This is a genomic window from Rhizobium sp. RHZ01 (genome assembly GCF_014851595.1).
GTDB classification, from domain to species: domain Bacteria; phylum Pseudomonadota; class Alphaproteobacteria; order Rhizobiales; family Rhizobiaceae; genus Rhizobium; species Rhizobium altiplani.
The window spans coordinates 244,020-262,609 of the sequence record NZ_JACUZZ010000001.1; the positions used below are offsets into that span (position 1 = coordinate 244,020).

16 protein-coding genes and 1 pseudogene are annotated in these 18,590 nt (G+C 59.5%); 9 read left to right on the forward strand and 8 right to left on the reverse strand.

Features of this window, described 5'->3' with window-relative positions:
• Nucleotides 1-74 precede the first annotated feature (74 nt).
• The 3 genes and pseudogenes from IB248_RS01060 to IB248_RS01070 form a co-directional block, all read left to right on the forward strand.
• Entirely contained in the window at nucleotides 75-1,259 is a 1,185-nt protein-coding gene (locus IB248_RS01060) for a GTP-binding protein (protein ID WP_192240054.1), read from the forward strand.
• 375 nt (nucleotides 1,260-1,634) lie between these two features.
• Entirely contained in the window at nucleotides 1,635-1,934 is a 300-nt protein-coding gene (locus IB248_RS01065; RefSeq protein WP_246733570.1) for a helix-turn-helix transcriptional regulator, read from the forward strand.
• 20 nt (nucleotides 1,935-1,954) lie between these two features.
• Nucleotides 1,955-2,893: pseudogene (locus IB248_RS01070) on the forward strand (type II toxin-antitoxin system HipA family toxin); the annotation flags it as partial.
• A gap of 36 nt (nucleotides 2,894-2,929) precedes the next feature.
• Here the strand turns inward: IB248_RS01070 and IB248_RS01075 are convergent.
• A complete protein-coding gene (locus IB248_RS01075; protein WP_192240055.1) occupies nucleotides 2,930-4,993 on the reverse strand; it encodes a recombinase family protein in 2,064 nt (687 codons plus the stop codon).
• Complete coding sequence (locus tag IB248_RS01080) at nucleotides 4,990-5,496, reverse strand: hypothetical protein (protein ID WP_192240056.1); 507 nt, start codon at nucleotides 5,494-5,496, stop codon at nucleotides 4,990-4,992. The genes IB248_RS01075 and IB248_RS01080 overlap by 4 nt, the downstream gene beginning before the upstream one ends.
• 983 nt (nucleotides 5,497-6,479) lie before the next feature.
• On the opposite strand from IB248_RS01080, the gene IB248_RS01085 reads away from it, so the two are divergent.
• From IB248_RS01085 to ugpC, 6 genes are all read left to right on the forward strand, one after another.
• Entirely contained in the window at nucleotides 6,480-7,202 is a 723-nt protein-coding gene (locus IB248_RS01085; protein WP_025658300.1) for a FadR/GntR family transcriptional regulator, read from the forward strand.
• Nucleotides 7,199-8,365 carry a PLP-dependent transferase gene (locus tag IB248_RS01090; protein WP_018855411.1) on the forward strand — a complete coding sequence of 389 codons (1,167 nt, stop codon included), beginning with the start codon at nucleotides 7,199-7,201 and terminating at the stop codon, nucleotides 8,363-8,365. The genes IB248_RS01085 and IB248_RS01090 overlap by 4 nt, the downstream gene beginning before the upstream one ends.
• 37 nt (nucleotides 8,366-8,402) lie before the next feature.
• Nucleotides 8,403-9,662, forward strand: coding sequence for a sugar ABC transporter substrate-binding protein (locus IB248_RS01095; protein WP_018855412.1), 1,260 nt, complete (start codon nucleotides 8,403-8,405; stop codon nucleotides 9,660-9,662).
• 84 nt (nucleotides 9,663-9,746) lie between these two features.
• Nucleotides 9,747-10,682 (forward strand): sugar ABC transporter permease, encoded by a 936-nt coding sequence (locus tag IB248_RS01100; protein ID WP_192240057.1) that lies wholly within the window; start codon nucleotides 9,747-9,749, stop codon nucleotides 10,680-10,682.
• 4 nt (nucleotides 10,683-10,686) lie between these two features.
• Nucleotides 10,687-11,517 carry a carbohydrate ABC transporter permease gene (locus IB248_RS01105; RefSeq protein ID WP_192240058.1) on the forward strand — a complete coding sequence of 277 codons (831 nt, stop codon included), beginning with the start codon at nucleotides 10,687-10,689 and terminating at the stop codon, nucleotides 11,515-11,517.
• Between the two features lie 5 nt (nucleotides 11,518-11,522).
• Entirely contained in the window at nucleotides 11,523-12,578 is a 1,056-nt protein-coding gene (ugpC, locus tag IB248_RS01110) for a sn-glycerol-3-phosphate ABC transporter ATP-binding protein UgpC (protein WP_192240059.1), read from the forward strand.
• 11 nt (nucleotides 12,579-12,589) lie between these two features.
• Here ugpC and IB248_RS01115 read toward each other — a convergent pair whose 3' ends face one another.
• From IB248_RS01115 to IB248_RS01140, 6 genes are all read right to left on the reverse strand, one after another.
• Nucleotides 12,590-13,417 carry a cell wall hydrolase gene (locus IB248_RS01115; RefSeq protein ID WP_192240060.1) on the reverse strand — a complete coding sequence of 276 codons (828 nt, stop codon included), beginning with the start codon at nucleotides 13,415-13,417 and terminating at the stop codon, nucleotides 12,590-12,592.
• Between the two features lie 270 nt (nucleotides 13,418-13,687).
• Nucleotides 13,688-14,734 carry a sulfate/molybdate ABC transporter ATP-binding protein gene (locus IB248_RS01120; protein ID WP_169680071.1) on the reverse strand — a complete coding sequence of 349 codons (1,047 nt, stop codon included), beginning with the start codon at nucleotides 14,732-14,734 and terminating at the stop codon, nucleotides 13,688-13,690.
• A 10-nt stretch (nucleotides 14,735-14,744) separates the two neighbouring features.
• Nucleotides 14,745-15,614, reverse strand: a complete 870-nt coding sequence (gene cysW, locus IB248_RS01125) for a sulfate ABC transporter permease subunit CysW (protein ID WP_192240061.1) — start codon at nucleotides 15,612-15,614, stop codon at nucleotides 14,745-14,747.
• Nucleotides 15,604-16,461: a sulfate ABC transporter permease subunit CysT gene (gene cysT, locus IB248_RS01130; RefSeq protein WP_025658308.1), complete on the reverse strand. Its 858-nt coding sequence runs from the start codon at nucleotides 16,459-16,461 to the stop codon at nucleotides 15,604-15,606. Before cysT ends, cysW begins: the two co-directional genes overlap by 11 nt.
• Nucleotides 16,462-16,469: 8 nt before the next feature.
• Complete coding sequence (locus IB248_RS01135) at nucleotides 16,470-17,495, reverse strand: sulfate ABC transporter substrate-binding protein (protein WP_018855420.1); 1,026 nt, start codon at nucleotides 17,493-17,495, stop codon at nucleotides 16,470-16,472.
• 391 nt (nucleotides 17,496-17,886) lie between these two features.
• Nucleotides 17,887-18,342: a PTS sugar transporter subunit IIA gene (locus IB248_RS01140; RefSeq protein WP_192240062.1), complete on the reverse strand. Its 456-nt coding sequence runs from the start codon at nucleotides 18,340-18,342 to the stop codon at nucleotides 17,887-17,889.
• Nucleotides 18,343-18,590 lie beyond the last annotated feature (248 nt).

Here is an 18,590-nt window from a genome sequence, read left to right on the forward strand (position 1 = left end):
AGATGCAATGAATGCAATGCAGGTTCTTGCCGCGGCAAGCCGTCGTCGCAAATGCCGACATCGAAAGGATGCCGATGGAAGGAACAAAGAGGCTGCCGGTGACAGTGCTTGCCGGTTTTCTCGGGGCTGGCAAGACGGCACTCCTCAATCATGTGCTGGCCAACCGCGAGGGCTTGCGGGTCGCCGTCATTGTCAACGACATGAGCGAAGTGAACATAGACGCCAGCCTCATTCGAGATGGCGGCTCCAACCTGTCGCATACGACGGAAACATTGGTTGAGCTGAGCAATGGTTGCATATGCTGCACCCTGCGCGACGACCTGTTGACGGAAGTGCGGCGACTGGCCGAGGAAGGGCGATACGACTATCTGTTGATCGAGGGGACTGGGATTGCTGAGCCACGCCCCATCGCCGCAACCTTTTCGTTCCGCGACGAAAACGGGATCTCCCTATCCGATTTTGCGAAACTTGACACGATGATCACTGTCGTCGACGCGGCAAGCCTTCTTGCCGACTACAGCAGCGCAGACCTGCTCCGTGATCGTGGCCTGGAGCGTGACAGCCAGGACCGGCGAACCTTTATTGACCTCTTGGTCGACCAGATCGAATTTGCCGACGTCGTGGTAATCAACAAGGTCTCGGACACGACCGAGGACGTTCGCACCGAGGTCCGCAGGGTGGTTGCGGCACTCAATCCTGATGCGCTCCAGGTGGAGACGGATTTCGGCAGGATTCCTCTCGCGACCGTTCTCAACACCGGCCGCTTCGATGAGGCAAAGGCAGCCGCCCACCCGTTGTGGCACAAGGAGCTGTACAGCCCGGGCACCCATGTTCCAGAGACGGAGGAATATGGCGTGTCGAGCTTTGTATACAGGACAAGGCGTCCCTTCGATCCCATGCGATTTCGCGCATTCCTGGATGAGCCCTGGGCGGGCGTCATTCGCGCAAAGGGCCATTTCTGGCTTGCCACGCGCCCGCGTCATGTGGGCCTGCTGTCGGCTGCCGGAGTGCAGCGGCGCTGCGAACCGATGGGGCTCTGGTGGGCGGCGGTGCCCTGGCAAGATTGGCCTGTCCATCCGCAGTTTCGTGAGCGTCTGGAGAGCCAATGGGACAGCGCCTGGGGTGATCGTCGGCAGGAGCTGGTGTTCATCGGTGTGGGCATGGATGAGACAGGCGTTCGCGGCGCGTTGGACGAGTGTCTGGCCAGTGCGGATCCGCAAGACTGGTCCGCACTCGAAGATCCGTTTCCGGTTTGGTAGCGCGAGCGACACTATTTGCTCGTTGACCTTCCGTGGCACACACAGGCGTGCCGGCGTCGATATGTGTGCGCTGCCGCATTCCGCATTTTGGTATTTTCCAGCACAGCGCACAGCCGAGGTCGAGTTGAGGATCAACTCGACGGCTGCCGGAGCGGAATGACGGACGGCAGGTTGTCGGAGACCATGTTCAATTGCCTGTAGGATCGCGATACGACGGAATCTCGTCAGGATCGGCGAACTGAACGGTGTCGTATTCGGATGATCCTGAACATCCGGCGGACCATACCAGGGCGATCGATTAGATCATCGACTTGCAATATATTTAAATGCTATTATATTGGCATTAACTTCCCAATAACGCGATTAGGTGATAATATGTTCACATTTAACATGTCGTCCCCGGTGGAAGTTATTCGAGGCTTGGCGGAAAGAATGAAGCGCCGGCGGATCGAGCACGGACTGACCCAGCGGGAACTGGCGGCAAGATCGAATGTCTCGTACGGGTCGTTGAGACTATTTGAAGAAAGTGGAAAAATCTCCCTCGAGAGTCTCGTGAAAATTGCCTTCGCCCTTGAGGCCGAGGCTGAGTTCGAGCGATTGTTTCCGAGTCGGCCGCCGCAGAATATCGATGATGTCGTTGATCGTCCTCTTAGGCAGCGGGTGCGCAGGAAATGAAGTTCAAACCAGTCCAGCGGATGAACGTCTATCTGAATCTCGAAGGGAATGAGAAGAAGCTCGGCACGCTCGCTTGGAGCGGCAAGGAACGGAGGGCCTACTTCGAGTACTCGGCAGAGTTTCTCGCAGCACCCCTTTTGATTTCACCATTCCATATGGTGGCCGCCACTGGATTGATTGCAGCGCCTCGCGATCCGTTTGACGGGCTCCATGGGCTCTTCAACGACAGCCTGCCTGATGGTTGGGGTCGTCTATTGCTTGACCGCCGTCTCCAGCGAGCGGGCATCGACTATACGCAGCTCACTCCTATCGACCGTCTCTCGGCAGTGGGAAGAACGGGAATGGGTGCGCTGACATACGTTCCCGATTTGCCGGACGATCTGAAACAACCGACCGACGCTGACCTCGACTGGTTCGCTGATCAAGTGGAGTTGGTACAGACAGAAATGGACGTCGCTGACATCGATAGCTTGCAGGGCGCGCAAGGTGGATCCGCAGGTGCACGACCAAAGATTATGATCGCCTTCAACAAGGCCGAGAATACCTGCGTTTTGGACTACGGCCGGCCGTTGGATCCGGGATTTGAAAGATGGATGGTCAAAGCGCCCAGTTCTAGCGATCCGGGGGAGATCGGTGCCGAAGAAAAAGCCTATGCGCTCATGGCGGCAGCTGCAGGGCTGGAGATGGCCGACACCCAGCTATTCGACACCCGGAAGGGAAGGCGGCTTTTTGCGACGAAGCGTTTTGACAGGATACCCGCCGGTAGGCTTCACATGCACACGGCAAGCGGTCTGTTGAATGCCAGCCATCGCGAGGCCTCTCTCAACTATGAGCAACTTCACAAGCTTACCCATATGATGACCCGCGACGCCGCAGAAGTCCTCAAGATGTTTCGAAACATGGTGTTCAATGTATATGCCAAGAATCGCGACGACCACGCGAAGAACCACGCATTCCTTATGGACGGCACGTTGTGTTCATTATGCACCCCCTCTTCAAGTGTCTGTAAACATTGGAATTTGACTTTCGGGCGGCGACTGACACGGGCGCCCTTTCCGCCTCATCGCAGTCGCGACGTCAGGACCGCGAAGATCCGAAGCCTTAATTTGGTACGGCGCGCCAGGAACAACCTGTTGGGCCGGCAGTATCCCAGCCGCGATCAGGCTGCGAATACGATGAGCGGTAACGTTATTAGCCTTGGCTGCTTCGGTCAGCGTCAGCCATTCTCCGTCTTTCTCCGCTGATTTATAGGCGTGAATTCCACGCACGCGCCGGATTGAGCCGACACGTTTTGCCGTCCAGGTCTTGCCTTGAGCAGTCGGCAGCCCCATCCGATTCAAGGTCGCAGCGATGTGCTCATCAGACCAGCGGCTCGCCATACTCTCAATGATGGCCAAGGCATCATCGGACGTGACGCATTCATGCTCACCGGATTGTGGTTTGCGCAAGCGGAGGGTGGAGTGTCGACCACCCTTCCAATGGATCGTCAGCACGATCTCGCTGTCAGCCGCATTGAGGTTGACGGTAATGTCGTTTATGAGCGCGCGCACCAACTGCTGGCGCGTTCGCATCGTCACGTTGGAAGACGACCAGGCTACGTCGAGATCTTCGGCAAGGCCCGTAAAATCGGGATTGGGCGTAGCCGAGTTGGATATCTTCATGTTTTGCAGGCGAGCCTCGTACTCGCCGACACGGCGTAATGATGTCTCCCAGTTCTTCTCGAGCTGTGCGGCAATCAGGCGGTTATCCGGATCGCACGCCGCGTAACGTCGCTCGGCGAGCGAAGCTTCATAACGAGCTTGTTGCAACTCGAGTTCGAGAATGCGCTGTTGTTCCCGTTGAGTTTCCATGTGCGTCCGCTCTGCAACAAGCGCTGCCTGAATTGCAATCGGCTGCACAACCCGCACCAACTCGCGCGCAATCGCCGTGTCGACCCGCTGGCCGCCAAAGCACATGCACCGCGGTAGTCCGAGAGCCGTCCGGCCGACGCATTGGTAGACAGGATAAGGGTAACGTCCTCGATAGGCTACCCTCAACCGATGCCCGCATTGGCCGCAGGTCATCAATCCGATCAACAGAGATCGGCCGCCTCGCCCAGACTTGGCTCCATCGCGTTGACCATATGCATTGATGGCAAGTAACTTCTGATTACGCTCGTATATTCCCCAGTCGATGTAACCTTCATGGTGATCCTTCAAAAGGACATCATATTCGTTGAGTGGCAGAAGGTGACCGTAGGTCTTGTAGGGGCGGCCGTCGACGACTTCGGTTCTGCTCTTGCTTTTGCCATAGGCGTAAGCTCCAGCATAAAATGGGTTCTTCAGTACCGAGATTACATTGCGATAGCGGATCGGCGTCCAGTCGAGCGCCGTCAGTTTCCTGCCATCCGATGGACGAGGGAAATGCATGCCTTCGCGATGCAGCGCCAGATGGGCCTGACGAGCGCTTCCCAATTGGCGAAAACGGCTGAATATCTGCCGCACTGCCTCCTGGACGCGAGCGTCAGGATCCAGGCCAAGGCCGATCTCGCGATGCCAGATATATCCAATGGGCACGCCGATACGCAGTTCTCCTCGCCGTGCCTTGGAGCGGACCGCTTCGTACATGCGCGTTCGCAGAATATTTAACTCGAATTCGCTGATACTCCCCTTCATGCCCAACAATAGCCGGTCATTCGGACGGCAAGGATTGTAAACGCCGTCGAGATCGATCACCCGAGCTTCAACCAGACCACACAGTTCCAAGAGGTGATGCCAGTCTCGGCCGTTACGGGCGAGACGGGAAGCGTCGAGACAAAGGATGGCGCCAACGTTCCCGGCACACAACCAAGCCACCAGCTTATCAAACCCCGGTCGCGCGACGGTCCCGCTCGCCGAGCGCCCAAGATCGTCATCGATGACTTCCACATCTCGAAATCCACGCCGTCGGGCTTCCTCGACAAGTTCATACTGGCGCCGCTGGCTCTCGCGATTGAGTTGTACTTGGGCGGGCGTGGACTGACGGACATAAACCACGGCCTTCCGCTTTAGCAGCGATGCGGGAAGATCAACGCTCGTCATCGCTCGCCTCCATGATTCTCATCCCACCCGCCTGCAGGATCAATTGCGCGAGGCGCAGAATCATTGCCTGTCGCTCCGCAGTGTTCATCTGCGTCAACTCGGGTGTTTCCAACGTCATGCTGAGCTGGCAGGGTCGCTTTACGATGGCGGGGTGCTGTCGTGCTTTCATTACATGCCTCCTCGATAACTGTTGTGTCATCCGAAAAGACTTGCCTGAGTCCACGATCCTTGAGTACCCGATCGAGGTCCATCAGCGCTTCCACCGATACAAGCGGCTCGCCCAACGTCATCGCGGCACAGGTCGCGCGGTCGAGCATCCACCAGTCCACGGCCGTTGTTATTCCGGGTTCATGCTCGACAACGACGACTTCCGATCCATTGCGCCGCTCGCCGTAGTAACGTCGGACATGCCGACCATAAAATGCATGCCAGCGGTAATGGATCTCGACTTCGTCCCCGATATGGGCAGAATGTCCGGACGATGGGGAATGGTCGTTGGTCATTAGCACCTGCATACGATCTTACCTTTTCGTCCGGACCAGGCGGAGAGCACAGCGCGGCAATAGCTGGGGAAGGTAGAAACCCTGGCATGTCTCACCTCTTGGCGGTCGCCAGAGGGGCTTCGATCTCGGATCAAGACGCTCGGTATGTTATAGAGCAGGTGCGAACGGCCGTAGACCGGTGGCCGCAGTTTGCTGACAAAGTCCGGCTATCCAAATCCCGTACTACTGAACTCGACAAACTCTTGAACGGCAATCGGCCGGCTCAGACACTTCGCGTGCACTACGATCGGAATGACTAAGGCATTTCCAGGCCAACCCGAGCGGCCGAAAATCGTAAGCGATGATGATACGGGTGGCTTCAGCCCCAAGCGTTGAATTCCGCCTATGAAGTGTGGCGGTTGCTACCTTTTGCGAGAATTCGGCGCAATCGTTCAGGGCGATACCGACACTGCAAGGACGCTGGAACTTGCTACTAGTCAAGCAGGCGCTGTGGTTTTTCTTTCTCCGGGTTTTGGCGCGCGACGTTTCGGTGTGAGGTCATTCAATACATGGCCGATGGCGAAGGACGAAGCGGACGTCCGCGGCGATGGTTGCCGTTGTCCTCTGGAGTGAGGGCGACTTGGAGCAATGGCGGGAACGCCCACGAAGGATGTTCGAGATAAACGAGGTTCCAACCGAGGCTGAACTGGCGGTGCGTGATAACCCGTCGGATAGTCGGCCGTAGCTCTACGGCGGGTTTGCACCGCTCGGTGGGCAAGGACTGACACGCGCCTTCAGCGCCTGCTGTGAGGTCTGCCTTTTAAAGGTTTGTGTAAGGGTCGCTGACCTTCGCCACGACCTCGATTTCCGAGATCCGTATCCTGGGAGAATCTAGAATCCGCTCTTTAACTTCCGACTTGCCCTTGACGTTTCCGCTGCTTTTTGGAAATGCTAAGATGTCAGACCAATTTTAGGTCGACTGCCTATAAGAATTCTGGGGAACCATGAAGGCACCACGCAGCGACAGGCCGGTTATCCGGCCGCTTCCGGCCATGGATCGGGCACGTCAGGTGACCGACGCACTGGCCGAGTATGTTCAGAGCGCGCAATTGAGGGCAGGCGATCGCCTGCCGGCGGAGCGCGAGCTGATGGCGGCGCTGATGGTGGGCCGTTCGACGATCCGTGAAGCGATCCGTCATTTCCAGGCGCTCGGCGTCATCGAAACACGAAAGGGCAGCGGCACTTACTTGCTGAAACCGGTTTCGAAGGCGACAATCCATATGCCGCTGTCGCTTGATACCGGCCATCTGCGTAACGCTCTTTTGCAAACGCTCGAGGTGCGTCGCGGGATCGAGTGCGAGGCCTGCATGGTCGCCGCGCGCAAGCGGACCGACAAGGATCTCATCCTGATCGAGCAGAACCTCAATGAGATGGAACGCGTCCACATAGAGAAGGGCACGTCGGGGCCTGAAGACCTTGCCTTCCATCTTGCCATCTACGATGCCACCCACAATCCGCTTTTCCGCCAGCTTCTCGAGCAGATGCGCGAGACATTCTGGCAGTTCTGGGAGCATCCCTTCGAGCGCGAGGACTTCGCCCGCCGCTCGTTTCCCTTTCACCGCACGCTCTTCAACGCGATCGCTGCCCGGGACGCCGAGGCCGCGCGTGAAGAGACACTGAAAATCCTCGGGGTCGTCGAGGAAGATATCAAGGAAATGTCGAAATGAACAACGGCGCAGACGCGTTCGATCTTGCCTCGCTCATCACAGCACACGACGAAGGAAACTTCGCCGAAGCCGTCGTGCCACCGATCTTTCAGACGTCGCTTTTTACCTTTTCCGACTATGACGACATGATCTCCTCCTATCGGGGCGAGAAGGTCCGGCCGATCTATACGCGCGGCCTCAACCCGACCGTTCGCATGTTCGAGGAAATGCTGGCAAAGCTCGAGGGCGCTGAAGATGCGCTCGGCTTTGCAAGCGGCATGGCGGCGATCTCCTCGGCGGTGCTCTCCTTCGTCGAGCCGGGCGACCGGATCGTTGCCGTCAAGCATGTCTATCCCGATGCCTTCCGCCTGTTCGGCACGATCCTGAAGCGCATGAAGGTCGAGGTGACCTATGTCGATGGTCGCGATGAAGAGGCTGTAGCCAAGGCGCTGCCCGGCGCCAAGGTCTTCTACATGGAAAGCCCGACGAGCTGGGTGATGGAAGCCCATGATGTCGGCGCGCTCGCGGCCCTTGCCAGGAAGCATGGCGTCGTCACCATGATCGACAATAGCTGGGCGAGCCCATACTTCCAGCAGCCGATTTCACTCGGCGTCGATATCGTCATCCATTCGGCCTCGAAATATCTCGGCGGCCACAGCGACGTCGTGGCCGGTGTCGTTGCCGGCTCGAAGGAGATGATCGCCCGCATCAAGGCAGAGGCCTACCCCTATCTCGGCGGCAAGCTCTCGCCGTTTGACGCATGGCTCTTGATCCGCGGCCTGCGCACATTGCCGATCCGTATGCGGGCGCATGAGGCGGCCGCGATGACGATCGCCAGGCGCCTGCAGGAACTCGACGTGGTGGAGACCGTCTGCCATCCGGGCCTTGCCAACCGGCTTCCGGCTGGCCTCAACGGCACGTCGGGCCTGTTTTCCTTCATATTCCGCGAGGGCGTCGATATCCGCGCCTTCGCCGATCACCTCAAGCTCTTCAAACTGGGAGTGAGCTGGGGTGGGCATGAAAGCCTGATCGTACCAGGCGAGGTCGTCCTTCAGCAGAAGGCGCAACCGAATTCCGCGCATACCTTCGGGATCCATGCGCGGTCAGTACGCCTTCACGTCGGCCTCGAAGGAACTGAGGCGCTGTGGAAGGACATCGAGGCGGCATTGGCGGTCGCCTCTTGAGTTGACAACCTGAAAAACCTGAAAAGGGGGAGCAAGCATGAAAAGACTGATCACCGCCACTCTACTCGCCACGATGATGGCCGGTACGGCGCTCGCCGATACCACGCTGAAACTGGTCGAGGTCATCACCAGCCCCGAACGAACCGAGACCCTGAAATCGATCGTCGGCAAGTTCGAGGCCGCAAACCCCGGCACCAAGGTCGACATCATCTCGCTACCCTGGAACGAAGCCTTCCAGAAGTTCGCGACCATGGTCTCGGCCGGCGACACGCCAGACGTGATGGAAATGCCCGACACCTGGCTTTCGCTCTATGCCAACAACGGCATGCTCGAAAGCCTCGAGCCCTACCTTGCCAAGTGGGAGCACACCAAGGGCCTGACGCCGCGCGCCCTTGAACTCGGCCGCGACGTCAAGAACACCGCCTACATGCTGCCCTACGGCTTCTACCTGCGTGCGCTGTTCTACAACAAGAACCTCTTCAAGGAAGCCGGCGTTTCCGAGCCGCCGAAGACGCTTGACGATTTCGTCGCAGCTTCCGAAAAGGTCTCCAAGCTCCCGGGCAAGTCCGGTTACTGCCTGCGCGGTGGTCCGGGTGGCCTGAACGGCTGGGTGATGTTCGGCGCGACGATGGCGGGCTCCAACAAGTTCTTCAACGAGGACGGCACCTCGACCATGAACAGCGAAGGCTGGGCAAAGGGTCTCGAATGGGTTGTCGATCTCTACAAGAAGGGCCTGACGCCGAAGGACAGCGTCAACTGGGGCTTCAATGAAACCGTCGCCGGTTTCTATTCAGGCACCTGCGCGATGCTCGACCAGGATCCGGACGCGCTGATCGCGGTTGCCCAGCGCATGAAGCCGGAAGATTTCGGCGTCACCAAGATGCCGGTCGGCCCGAGCGGCAAGGGCTTCACGACAATCGGCTTTGCCGGCTGGTCGATGTTTAACACCAGCCAGAACAAGGATCTCTCCTGGAAGCTGATCGAGACACTTGAATCGCCTGAGGGCAACATCGAGTGGAACAAGCGGACGGGCGCACTTCCGGTTCATACCTCGGCCGAGAAGGATCCCTTCTATGCGGGCGATCAGTTCAAGGGTTGGTTCGAGGAGCTGGCCGATCCGAATATCGTTCCGACCGTGATGCCGACCTACCTCGAAGAGTTCGCCTTCTTCAAGGATTCGCTCGCGATCAAGACGACCCAGCAGGCGCTTCTCGGCGACATCACGCCGAAGGAACTGGCTGACCAGTGGGCAGATTATCTGACCAAGGCACAGCAGAAGTTCCTCGCCAAGAAGTAACGGACCACCGGCGGCGGACCTGTCCGCCGCCTCCTTCCCTGTCTTGCGACGGCGCAACAAGCGCCGCAAAACGGATTTTGTCTGATGACCATGACTGCCGATACGCTGGAAAGGCGCCAGGACAGACGCCCCTGGCTGAAGCGCGTCGCCGATGCCTCCGAACCCTATCTCTACAGTGCGCCATCGCTGGTCCTGATCATTGCGGTGATGCTGGTGCCACTGGTGATCGGGGTGTCCTACGCGTTTCGTGACATCCAGCTGCTCAATCCCTTTTCGGGCGGCTTCATCGGGCTCGACCATTTCCGTGCACTCTCGCAAGATGCCGCTTTTTACGGTGCCTTGAAGAATACGCTGTTATGGACGGGCGCCTCCGTCCTGCTGCAGTTCGTCTTCGGCCTCATCCTCGCGCTTCTGCTCGACAAGCCGTTCTGGGGCAGGGGTGTCGTGCAGGCTCTGGTCTTTCTGCCCTGGGCTGTCCCATCCTTCCTCGCCGGTCTGAACTGGGCCTGGCTATTCAATCCCGTGATCGGGCCAATCCCGCACTGGCTGTTTGCGCTGGGGCTGATGAGCGAGCCTGCCAACATCCTCTCCGATCCGCAACATGCGATGTGGGGACCGATTATCGCCAATGTCTGGTGGGGCATCCCGTTCTTTGCGATCACCCTGCTTGCCGCACTACAGGCGATCCCGCGCGATCTCTATGAGGCAGCCTCCATCGACGGCGCCGGCTGGTTCCAGCGGTTTCGTTCGATCACCTTGCCCTTCCTCGCGCCGACGATTGCCATCACCGTGCTGCTGCGCACCGTCTGGGTCTCCAACTTCGCCGACCTGATCGTCGTCATGACCGGCGGCGGACCGGCCGACCGGACGCAGATCGTCGCGAGCTACATCTTCACGCAGGCCTTCAAGCGCCTGGACTTCGGCTATGCCTCGGCAATCGCACTGGTGCTGCTCGTCCTGCTGCTCGCCTACTCGATGTTGATCATCCTGCTGCGGCAGACCCTGCTGAACAAGGATTGATGCCATGAAGCGATCCCTTCTCCCCACCATCGCGCATCGCCTGGCCATTCTCTGCTACATCGTCTTTGCGCTGTTTCCGCTGTTCTGGCTCCTCAAGGTGTCGGTGACGCCGAACGACCTGCTCTATACGGAAGGCGTCCGGATGTGGCCTTCACGGACGACCTTTGAACATTATTCCTTCGTCATCCAGCACAGTGCCTTCCCGACCTTCTTCAAGAACAGCCTGATCGTGTCGGCCTCGACCGCCGTCGTGGTGACAGTCTGCGCTTCGCTTTCGGGCTATGCGCTGTCGCGCTTCAACTTCCGGGCGAAGTACTGGATCGTCGCCTTGATGCTGCTGACGCAGATGTTCCCGCTTGTCATGCTGGTTGCGCCGATCTTCAAGATCCTGACGCCACTGCACCTGACAAACAGCCTGACCGGTCTCGTCGTCGTCTACACCGCCTTCAACGTGCCCTTTGCCACCTTCCTGATGCAGTCGTTCTTCGACGGCATTCCGAAGGATCTCGAGGAGGCAGCGATGATCGATGGTGCCACGCAGTTCACGGCCTTCCGGCAGATCATCCTGCCACTGACGTTGCCCGGCATCGCCGCGACGCTCGGCTTTGTCTTCACCGCGGCATGGAGCGAACTGCTCTTTGCCCTCATGCTGATCAACGGCAACGACGCGGCGACCTTCCCGGTCGGGCTTTTGACCTTCGTTTCCAAATTCTCCGTGGATTTCGGGCAGATGATGGCGGCAGGCGTGCTCGCGCTCATCCCGGCCGGTCTCTTCTTCCTGCTCATCCAGCGTTATCTCGTCCAGGGCCTGACGGCCGGCGCGGTCAAGGGTTAATCAAAATGGCATCGATCGATATCCAGAACGTCAAGAAGGCCTATGGCCCCGTCAAGGTGCTGCATGACGTCGACCTCAGGATCAAGGACGGCGAGTTCGTCGTGCTTGTCGGCCCGTCGGGCTGCGGCAAGTCCACCCTGCTGCGCATGATCGCTGGCCTCGAGGACGTTACCGGCGGCGAGATCCGCATTGCCGGCAATCGCGTCAACGAGCTGCATCCGAAGGACCGCGACATCGCCATGGTGTTCCAGTCCTACGCGCTCTATCCCCACATGAATGTCGCCGGCAACATGAGCTACAGCCTGAAGCTTCGCAAAACCGCCAAGGAAAAGATCGCCAGCGCCGTCGGTGCTGCCGCCTCCAAGCTCGGCCTCGACCCGCTGCTCGAACGCCGGCCGAAGGCGCTTTCGGGCGGCCAGCGCCAGCGCGTCGCCATGGGCCGTGCCATCGTGCGCCAGCCGAAAGCCTTCCTCTTCGATGAGCCGCTGTCGAACCTCGACGCGCGCCTGCGCGAACAGATGCGCGCGGAAATCAAGAAACTGCATGGCGACCTGAAGGCGACCTCGATCTATGTCACCCACGACCAGATCGAGGCGATGACGCTCGCTGACAGGATCGTTGCCATGCATGGCGGTGTTGTGCAGCAGGTCGGCAGCCCGCTCGAACTCTACGATACTCCCGCCAACCTCTTCGTCGCCGGCTTCATCGGCTCGCCAGGCATGAATTTCCTGGACGCGACCTATACAGACGGCGGGGTCCGCCTGAAGGACGGAACGGTTGTCCCGCTCGCTGCGCCGCTGTCGCTGACAAACGGTGCTAAAGTCACGCTCGGCATTCGTCCGGAGCATGTTGTGATTGCCAGCGAGGGCGGTCTGACCGCGAACGTCGAATTGGTCGAGCCGACCGGCTTCGGCATCATCCTGCACCTGTCGCTGCACGGCCTGCCATTCAAGATCTTCACGCTCGACCGGGCCGCGTTGACATCCGGCCCGACAATCAACGTGTCGTTCCCCGCGCAGCATCTGCACGTCTTCGATGCCGATGGAAACAGGGCGAAGTAGGGCGAACAGCCTCAGCCGTGGGCGAGGCTGCCGCGCAGAACGGCGTTATCGAAGTCCGGCCTCGGCGTCGGAATGGCGACTGGTATCACCGCGTCGGTGCTGACAGGCACGACAGCTTCCGTCGGTGCCGGAGGAGCCGGTTCCGTTCCCAAGGTCGCCACCGCCCCGGGCATCGGGATCGGCACAGGGACCGTCGTCGGAACAAGCGCCTCGAACTGAGCCGGCATCCTGCTGCGGCCCGGCAGATAGTTCATTGCAACTTCATATGCGGGCAAGGGTGCTGGCGTCTGCAGCTCGCCGTCCCGGCCACGCTTCTCGTAGAACGCATTGCCGCCGGCAATCGTCACGTAGTGCATGTTGCGATATGGAAACGACAGACCGTCCGTGTGAAAGAACATCGCGTCCTTGACGCCCGGATGCCGTTCGCCACGCAAGATTGCGTCAGCGGCGTCTGCCAGTTCAACCTCGGCCACAGGCTCGACCTCGCGCGTCATCACGCCAGGTGCAAACTGCCTCTGTTGGGCAACGACACCGCAGATTGAATCGGGATAGGCGCCCGACGTCAGACGGTTCATGACCACGGTTCCGACCGCCATGTAGCCGTCGCGATCAGAATGCTCGGATTCGAAGTACATTGCCCGCTTCAGGCAATCGCGATCCTTGGCCGTATAATTGAAGGTAACTTTGGATGATTGCGCCGCGTGCGCCGCATTCCTGGGCTTGGTGGCGTCGCTCACCACCTTCGAAGCCGGTTGCTGTGCGGTCGTGCAGCCTGCAACAGCCACGCCCGCGAGCAAAATCCCGGCGAGAGATTTTCCCAACGATGTATGCGCCCTCAATGTCAGGTGCCCCCTATTTAGAGTAGTAAGCCCTTCTCGATTAAGTGATCGCTTTTTTACCTGCGTTTCAGGTAAATTTCAAACCCAATTAGTATCACAATTTGATTTGGGCGCCGTTCGCCCGGCTGCGCAGGGTGATTCGCACTGCTGCCGCCCACCGAAAACAAAGAGATCTTCCATCACCGGTAATGACCGCCAGGCGGATGCAACCACCGAAATCGGCCCGCGCGGCATGCTGATTCGTGCCGCTATCGCCCGCGTGGACCGTCACTATGCAGCCGGCCGGAACAACTTCCACCGTGTCGGTCTGAAGGCGATCCGCGTCCGATCGAGCGCCCCTGCCTGCGAAGGCGACAGTTCGAGTTCGATGGGCGGATGTCCCTTGCCGATGTCGACCTCGATATGGCGCGTGCCGGCAACGCGCCGGCTTGTCGTCAGCAGACCGGCGATGCAACCGCCGCAGCCGTCCCGCAACTCGATATCGTGCGGCCGGAAGTAAAGCTGGGCGTCTCCATCCGCTTCGCTCTCGACCTTCAGCCCGAGCGGCCGGTCCTCGAACCAGATCTCGCCGCCATTGACCCGCACGTCGAGACAGTTCGACTGTCCGACAAAGCCAAAGACGAAGGGCGAGTTTGGGTTGTCGTACACCTCGTCGGGTGTTCCGATCTGCTCGATCGCGCCCTGGCTCATGACGACCACGCGGTCGGCAAGCTCCATTGCCTCGTCCTGGTCGTGCGTGACGAAGACGGTGGTGTGGCCGGTGCGATCATGGATCTCGCGCAACCATTTGCGCAGATCCTTGCGGACCTGGGCGTCGAGCGCGCCGAAGGGCTCGTCAAGCAGAAGCACGTTCGGCTCAACCGCCATGGCGCGCGCAAGCGCCACGCGCTGACGCTGGCCGCCGGAAAGCTGGGCCGGATAGCGCTTCTCCAGGCCGGAGAGCTGAACGAGGTCGAGAAGCTCCAGAGCCCGCCTGCGGATCTCAGCCTTGGGCGGACGCCGCGCACCATCGCGCACTTTCAGGCCGAAGGAGACATTGTCGAGCACGGTCATATGCCGGAAGAGGGCATAATGCTGGAACACGAAGCCGATATTACGCTGCTGCACGGTCTTTTTCGACGCATCCTCGTCGCCGAAATAGATCGACCCTTCCGTCGGGCTCTCGAGACCGGCAATAAGACGCAGCAAGGTCGTCTTGCCGGAACCGGACGGTCCGAGCAGCGCAATGAGTTCACCGGAGTGTATGTCGAGCGAGACGTCGTGCAGCGCGGGAAAGCGTTCGAATTCCTTGCGCAGGTTTTGTACGCGAACTTCCATTCTAATTCCTTCAGTGCCGTCGGCTGGCGGCGATTTCTTCGCTGTATCGCATCTCGAGCAGCGTCTTTAAAACAAGGGTCACGAGCGCAAGCAAGGCAAGCAGGGTGGCAACGGCAAACGCGCCGGTGAAATTGTACTCGTTATAGAGAATTTCCACCTGCAGCGGCATGGTGTTCGTCTGTCCCCGGATGTGACCGGAGACCACAGAAACGGCGCCGAACTCACCCATGGCGCGGGCGTTGCAGAGCAGCACGCCGTAGAGCAGACCCCATTTGATGTTCGGCAAGGTCACATGCCAGAAAGTCTGCCAGCCACTGGCCCCCAGCGATATCGCCGCCTCTTCGTCACCCGTCCCCTGTTCCTGCATCAGGGGGATCAGCTCGCGCGCCACGAAGGGAAAGGTGACGAACATGGTCGCGAGAATGAGCCCCGGAACGGCAAACAGGATCTTGATGTTGTAGGCGCTCAGCCAATGACCAAGATAGGTATTGGCACCAAGCAACAGGACGAAGACCAGGCCCGAAACGACCGGCGAGACCGAAAAGGGCAGGTCGATCAACGTCGTCAGAAGAGCCTTGCCCTTGAACTCGAACTTGGCAATCGCCCAGGCGGCCGCCACTCCAAAAAACAGGTTGAGAGGCACGCTGACACCCGCGACGATGAGGGTCAGGCGAATGGCGGAAAAGGTCTCCTCGTCCTGAAGCGCCTCGAGGAACGGTCCCGCCCCCTTGCGGAAGGCTTCGACGAAAACGGCTGCCAGGGGCAGAAGCAGGATCAGCGTCAGGAAAGTGAGAGAGACAAGGATCAGCGTCCACCGCGCGAACCGGTGCTCGGTAACGGCGGAGCGCACCTTTGTCGGAGCGCTGGTATCAAGTGCCATAACCATATCTCCGTCTGCTCCAGCTCTGGATGAGGTTGATGATCAGCAACATGGCAAAGGAGATGACCAGCATCACGGCCGCAATGCCCGTCGCAGCTGCATAATTGTATTCTTCGAGCTTGATGACGATCAGAAGCGGCGCAATCTCCGACCGGAACGGAAGATTGCCGGCAATAAAGATCACCGAGCCATACTCGCCGACGCCGCGGGCGAAGGCGAGCGCAAAACCCGTCAGGACAGGTGGGGCGAGGCCCGGCAGCAAAACGCGGAAGATCGTCTGCAGACGCGTGGCGCCAAGCGTTGCGGCAGCTTCTTCCACCTCCTTGTCGATCTCCTCCATGACGGGCTGGACCGTCCGCACGACGAAGGGAAGGCCGACGAAGACCAGGGCAATGACGATACCAAGCGGCGTGAAGGCGATCTTGATGCCGAGTGGTGTCAGGAACTGGCCGATCCAGCCATTCGGCGCATAAAGTGTTGCAAGCGCAATACCGGCCACGGCGGTCGGCAATGCAAAGGGCAAATCGACCATGGCATCTATGATGCGTTTGCCAGGGAAGCGGTAGCGCACGAGCACCCAGGCCAGAACGACGCCGAAGGCGGCATTGAGGCAGGCGGCTGCGAAGGCGGTTCCAAAGCTGATGCGTAGAGCACTCAACGTTCGAGGATCGAAGGCGATGGCCAGGAATTTTGTCCAGCCGAGCTCGCTCGACCGCCAGGCAAGGCCCGAAAGCGGAATGAGGATCAGAAGGGTGAGCCAGGTCAAGGTAAGGCCGAGCGCCATTCCAAAGCCTGGAATGACGCTCGGCCGTCTGAACCGCCACCGCGTGGGGCTATATGCTTTCATGCGACGTATTATTGTGCCGGCTTGTAGATTTGGTCAAATACGCCGCCATCGCCGAAGAATTTCGGCTGCGCGTCCTTCCAGCCACCGAAATCATCGATTGTCGCCAGCTTCAGGTTCGGGAAGCGCGCAATGTCTGCCTTGTCGGCAGCTTCGGGCTTGATCGGCCGGTAGAAGTGCTTGGCAGCAATCTTCTGGCCTTCGTCCGAATAGAGATAATTCAGATAGGCTTCAGCGAGCTTGCGGGTGCCCTTCTTGTCGACGTTGCCGTCAACCACGGCGACCGGGGGGTCCGCGCGGATCGAGAATGCCGGGGTGACGATCTCGAACTGGTCGGGACCGAGTTCTTCCAGGGAGAGATAGGCCTCGTTCTCCCAGGCAAGGAGGACATCGCCGAGGCCGCGCTGCACGAAGGTCGTTGTTGCGCCGCGCGCACCGGTGTCGAGTACCGGGACATGCTGCAGGAGCTTTGTTACATATTCCTGTGCCTTGGCGTCATCGCCGCCATTGGCCTGCTTGGCCCATGCCCAGGCGGCCAGGAAGTTCCAGCGCGCGCCACCCGACGTCTTCGGGTTGGGCGTGATGACCTGGACATCATCCTTCACCAGATCAGCCCAGTCCTTGATGCCCTTCGGATTGCCCTTGCGCACAAGGAAGACGATCGTGGAGGTGTACGGCGTCGAGTTGTTCGGGAACTTGGTCTTCCAGTCGGCAGGGATCTTTCCAGTCTTCTTGGCAATCGCGTCGATATCGCCCTCGAGGGCGAGGGTTACGACATCGGCATCAAGCCCGTCGATGACAGAACGCGCCTGTGCGCCAGACCCACCATGAGAAGCCTTGACGGTGACCGCTTCACCGGTGTCCTTCTGCCACTTCGCAGCGAAGGCGGCGTTGAAATCCTTATACAGTTCTCTCGTCGGATCGTAGGATACGTTGAGAAGCGTCTGATCCGCGAGTGCGGGAGCGACAGCCCCGATTGCGACGCTGCCTGCCAGCGCCACAGCCGCGAGAAGCCGTGTGATCCTTATGGACTGCATGGAAACCTCCTTCGTTGATGGCCGAAACTCTACCAAGTCAGTCGTATAATGAAACGAAGAATGTTTCTGTTCCCCCCCTCAACTCTGGAATGGCATCCCATTTGGAAGGCACTTTGGAAATGGACTTGCTCCCTTGGGCACGCCGGACCTTCAGGTGCACCACTTGAACGCGGCCCGTCTGCGGGCGCTTATCCTCATCGATATTGCCTGAATCGGATCGGATGCATCGGCTGGCGGGTCCACCGAGCGGCGAGAAGCCGAAGCTGTCCCCGGCAACGAGGCGAACGATGGTCGAGAGGCATTCGGTGCGATCCTGTCCGCCGGGTCCGGGCGGCAGCCCGGGTCTGCGGCACTGGCACACCGAGCCAAATCGGAGAGATCTACCGGTTCGTCAAAGACGCGAATCCGCCAGGAAATCAGAATAGAGTTCTTCGACAGTCTTGGCCTTGCGCATGGCTGCAAGAACCCCCGGCGCCTGCAGCTGACGCGCGATTGCCGCCAGCACGTTCAGATACTCGCCGCGGTTGGCCTCGCCAAACAGAAGCGCGAAGGCAATGTCTGTCGGCACGTCGTCGACGGCCTCGAAATCGAGTGGCCGCGCAAAGCGCACGAGCAAGCCACGCGGATGTGTCAGCCCTTCGACGACAGCGTGCGGAACGGCGACACCATTTCCGATCCCCGTCGATCCAAGGCTCTCACGGCTCTCCAGAGCCTGGAGTATCTTCCTCTCCTCGACATGGAAGGCGATGGCGGCTTTCTCAGCAATATTCGCCAACGCCTTCCATTTCGTCGCCACCGACACGCCGATGAAGGTGTGCTCGGGACGGATGATCATCGAAAGGTCCATGAAGTCTCTCTTGTCGTTCGTGCGGGCGGGTCCGGGGACCGGCCAGGACTGTCGCTGTCGCCAGCCGGTTTCGTGGGTCGCCAGTCTCCGTGTTCATAGGCTCAGACGGGATAAAGGTTCGAGCGTGATAAACGACTACAAATATAAGCACCGCATAAAGATCACCCAAGCTTCCAACCCCTGATCGAGGAAAATTCAGGCAAGCGGCCAGTTTCTGGAAATGATTTGATCGGGGGTTCCCAGTGGAC